3 protein-coding genes are annotated in these 3,898 nt (G+C 71.7%); 1 reads left to right on the top strand and 2 read right to left on the bottom strand.

The window, feature by feature from the left end; translation table 11 throughout:
- Positions 1 to 29 precede the first annotated feature (29 nt).
- A complete protein-coding gene (locus N864_RS24835) occupies positions 30 to 1,022 on the bottom strand; it encodes a Vgb family protein (protein WP_034721508.1) in 993 nt (330 codons plus the stop codon).
- Between the two features lie 239 nt (positions 1,023 to 1,261).
- Complete coding sequence (locus tag N864_RS19965; protein WP_051518845.1) at positions 1,262 to 2,119, bottom strand: DUF4097 family beta strand repeat-containing protein; 858 nt, start codon at positions 2,117 to 2,119, stop codon at positions 1,262 to 1,264.
- Between the two features lie 255 nt (positions 2,120 to 2,374).
- Between N864_RS19965 and N864_RS19960 the strand changes: the two genes are divergently transcribed.
- Complete coding sequence (locus N864_RS19960) at positions 2,375 to 3,841, top strand: alkaline phosphatase PhoX (RefSeq protein WP_034721504.1); 1,467 nt, start codon at positions 2,375 to 2,377, stop codon at positions 3,839 to 3,841.
- The last annotated feature ends 57 nt before the right edge of the window (positions 3,842 to 3,898 follow it).

Genomic DNA, 3,898 nt, shown 5'->3' with positions numbered 1-3,898 from the left:
CGGTTGGTGGCCTCTCGACGGTCGGTCCGTCACCCCCGGGGCGTCAGCTTGATGATCACGTCGGCGATGTCGTCCGAGACGTAGATGGCGCCGCTCCGGTCGAGCACCAGGCCCTGCGGCTCGACCAGTCCGGCGCTGGCCAACGTCGTCGTGGCGCCGGTGCGCAGGTTGGTCCGGGTGACCGAGTGCCGGATGTGCCGCACGTCGGTGACGATGATGTTGCCGAAGCCGTCGAGCGCGACGTCGTCGGGCATCGCGGCCGGCGCGACGCGGACCCGGCCCCCGCCCGCGGTGACCCGCCAGACGTCACCCCCGCACTCGTCGGCGACGTAGATCCTGCCCGCGGCGTCCACCGTCGCCCCGACCGGGTGGGTGAACCCGCCGGCCACTCGGGTCAGCGACCGCCCGTCGGTGCTGAGCCGGTAGATCGCCCCGGTGGGCGCGTCGGGGACGACGAGCGACTTCGTCGACGGGTCCCACGCGATGCCGTCGACCCCTTGGTGGCACTCGACGAGGGTCGGGGTGCCGGGCAGGGTGCGGAGCAGGTGGGCCGTGTCTGAGCCGGGGGCGAAGCTGACGATCCGGTTCGTCTTCTCCTGTGCCACGACGAGCGTGCCGTCCGCGAGCAGGACGAGCCCTTCCGGGCCGGCAAGCCCCCGGTGCAGCACCGTGACGGTGCCGTCGGGGTTGAGCCGGCTCACCGTGCCGTTCGTGTAGTCGCTGAACAGGAGCCTGCCGGACCCGTCGAAGGTGAGGTCGTCGGGGTGTGCCGACCCTCGGTAGAGCGTCGTCCGCGTGAAGCGGCCGGGCGCGGCCTTCGGTCGCGGTGCCCCCGTCGCCGTGGGGGACGAGGGCGTTTGCGGGGTCACGGACGACCGCGCCGAGCTGGTCACAGAGCCGGACGCGGAGGACGTCGACGGCGGACCGCTCCGGGTGGTGGCGCCCCCGGTCGGGGACCCCGAACACGCCGCGAGCGCCATACCGACAGCGGCGAGCGCCGCGACCGGGAGGGAGCGCTTCATCGTCCGACGGTAGGTCGCCCACCCGTGACGACCCTGTGTTTTCCGTATGCCGCTCAGCTGCCTTGGGCAGGGTCCGTCACCCCGCGACGGGGTGGGCGATCTTCACCAGCACCGCACGCTCGATCGGGAGTAGCGCACTGTCGATCAGAAAACGTGCACTTTCGATTGGGAATGGTGCACTGTCGATCGGGAGTAGCGCACTGTCGATTGGGAGAAGCGCACTGTCGATCGGGCAGGGGTCAGCGGTACGCGACGTCGACGTCCCCGGAGCCGGTCTGGATCTGGATGCTGCGCGGGCTGCTCTGCGAGGTGTCGACGGAGACGTTCTTGTCGCCGGAGCCGGTCGTCACGTCGACGGCGTAGCTCTCGCCCTTCGGCACGAAGAGGTCGACGTTCCCGGAGCCGGTCCGCAGGTCGACCTTCGACGGCGCCGCATTGAAGCTGAGGTCGACGTCGCCGCTGCCGGTCCGCAGTGTGGTGTCCCCTGCGGCAAGACCGTTCGCGTTGACGTCTCCCGAGCCCGTCTCGGCCGTCACGACCCCGAGCGTTCCGCTGAGCGCGATGTCGCCGGAGCCGACGCCGAGGGTGACCGCGGTGGCGTCCGGCACCTTGACCTCGTAGTCGATGGAGCACAACGACATGAACCCACCGCCGCACCTCGAGTCGATCGCGAGGGTGCCGCCGTTCAGCCGTTCGTTCGGGGACGGCTGGCCGCCCATCCCCCACCGCAGGTGCCGGGTCACCTCGACGGTTCCGGCCGCGGCACCACCGGTGACCTGCACGTCGCCGGAGCCGCCGGTGAGGTCCAGTGAGGTGACGTTTCCCCGGTAGGTGTGCTGTTGGCTCGTCGAGGTCGTGAAGGGACCACCCCCGCCCCAACCGCTGAAGCCGCCGCCGGCCACGAGGAGCAGGAGGGCGCCGGCCGCCACGAGCCACCACCACCGGTGGGACGACGCCCGGTGCACGCGCGGCGCGGTGTGGGGCAAGGCGGTCGGGGCGCTCGCCCCGGTGCGGTCGGGTGGCACGTTCGTCGCGGACGGCATCGTCGGACGCGGGCCGATCGGCGATCCCTGGCCGCCCTGCGGGGTCTCGTTCACGCGCTCACCGTAGGGCCCGAATCACGTTGGCCGCCATGACTTTAGTCCCGACCCCGACGTGACATCGGGCACCCGCCGCCCACAGGACCGCGCGCACCCCCGGGGAGCCGGCTGAGCGGCATACCGCCCCACTCCGGACGGCGAGAAGCGGAAGCGTCACGTTCACCGGGAGGTCACCGAGAGGTCGACGACTCCACGTGTGTCGTCCCTAGCGTCACAACCGTCCACTGGACCTCACGAACGATGGAGCAACTCATGAAGCGATCCACCGTCGCGGCGCTTGCCGCGACTACCACCTGCCTCGGCCTCGTGGCCACCGGCACGGCCGTCGCCGCCCCGGCCCAGACCGGCCCCTCCACGACGACGTCCCCCTACGTGCAGACCGTTCGCCCCGGTGTCGTCACGAAGTCCGTCCTCACCGTCGGCGACCGCGTCGGGGACTACCGCCTCGCCGGGACGCCCGACGGGCTCGGCGCCTACGACAACGGGGACGGCACGTTCACGCTCGTCATGAACCACGAGTTCGGTGCGACCTCCGGCGTGGTGCGCGACCACGGTGCGGCCGGCGCGTTCATCTCGAAGTGGACGGTCGAGAAGGGCAGCCTGCGCGTCCGCTCCGGGGAGGACCTCGTGCAGCAGGTCAAGTCGTGGAACGGCACCGCGTGGGAGAACATCACGACCGCGTTCAACCGGATGTGCTCGGCCGACCTGGCCGACGTCTCGGCGTTCTACGACGCCGCGACGGGCAAGGGCACGCAGACCCGCATCTTCCTCAACGGCGAGGAGGCCGGCTCTGAGGGCCGCGCCCTCGCCCACGTCGTCGACGGGCCGGACGCCGGGACGAGCTACATCCTGCCGTGGCTCGGCAAGGCCAGCTGGGAGAACGTCGTCGCGATGCCGAACACCGGCGACAAGACCGTCGTCGTCGGCCTCGACGACTCCGGCGGCGGCCAGGTCTACGTCTACGTCGGGGACAAGAAGTCGACCGGCAACGACGTGGAGCGGGCCGGCCTGACCGGCGGCACGCTCTACGGCCTCGCCATCGACGGGGTCGCCGCCGAGAACGACGCGACGACGGTCGGCTCGGGCGCCGGCTTCCGCCTCATCGAGATCCCGGCCGCCGCCGGCCTGAGCGGCGCACAGCTCGAGGCGAAGAGCAAGGAGCTCGGCGTCTCTGCCCTCGCGCGTCCCGAGGACGGGGCCTGGGACCCGACGAACCCGGGCGGCTTCTACTTCGCGACGACGGCCAGCTTCACCGGCATCAGCCGGCTGTGGCACCTCGACTTCGCGGACGCCGCCGACGTCACGGCGGGCGGCCGGGCGACGATCGCCGTGGCCAGCCCGGCCTACGACGCCACGAAGCCGCAGGCCGAGCAGGAGGGCCCGCGGATGATGGACAACATCACCGTCAACGACCGCGGGCAGGTCCTCATGCAGGAGGACCCGGGCGGCAACGACTACCTCGCCGGCGTGTTCCAGTACGACCCGACCACCGGCGGCGCTGCGCGCATTGCGCGGTTCGACGCGAAGCGCTTCGCCCCGGGCGCGGCAAACTTCATCACCCGCGACGAGGAGAGCTCGGGCATCATCCCCGTGCCGTTCCTCGGTGCGGGCAAGTACCTCTTCACCGCGCAGGTGCACGCCAAGACCGGTGACCCCGAGACCGTCGAGCAGGGCCAGCTCGCGCTCCTCTCGGTGCCGCCGGGCCAGCCGGTGCGCTGACCGACGCGCAGACCGATGCGCTGGGACGGCGCCGCTGCCCGGGAGTTCCGGGCAGCG

Origin of the sequence: Intrasporangium chromatireducens Q5-1 (assembly GCF_000576575.1) — a bacterium.
GTDB classification, from domain to species: domain Bacteria; phylum Actinomycetota; class Actinomycetes; order Actinomycetales; family Dermatophilaceae; genus Intrasporangium_A; species Intrasporangium_A chromatireducens.
This window is presented reverse-complemented; position numbering and strand designations above follow the sequence as displayed.

What these genes read in the sequence shown, in the direction of transcription:
- N864_RS19960 (WP_034721504.1), top strand. Translation starts at nt 2,375, where the DNA reads ATGAAGCGATCCACCGTCGCGGCGCTTGCCGCGACTACCACCTGCCTC.
- N864_RS24835 (WP_034721508.1), bottom strand. Translation starts at nt 1,022, where the DNA reads ATGAAGCGCTCCCTCCCGGTCGCGGCGCTCGCCGCTGTCGGTATGGCG.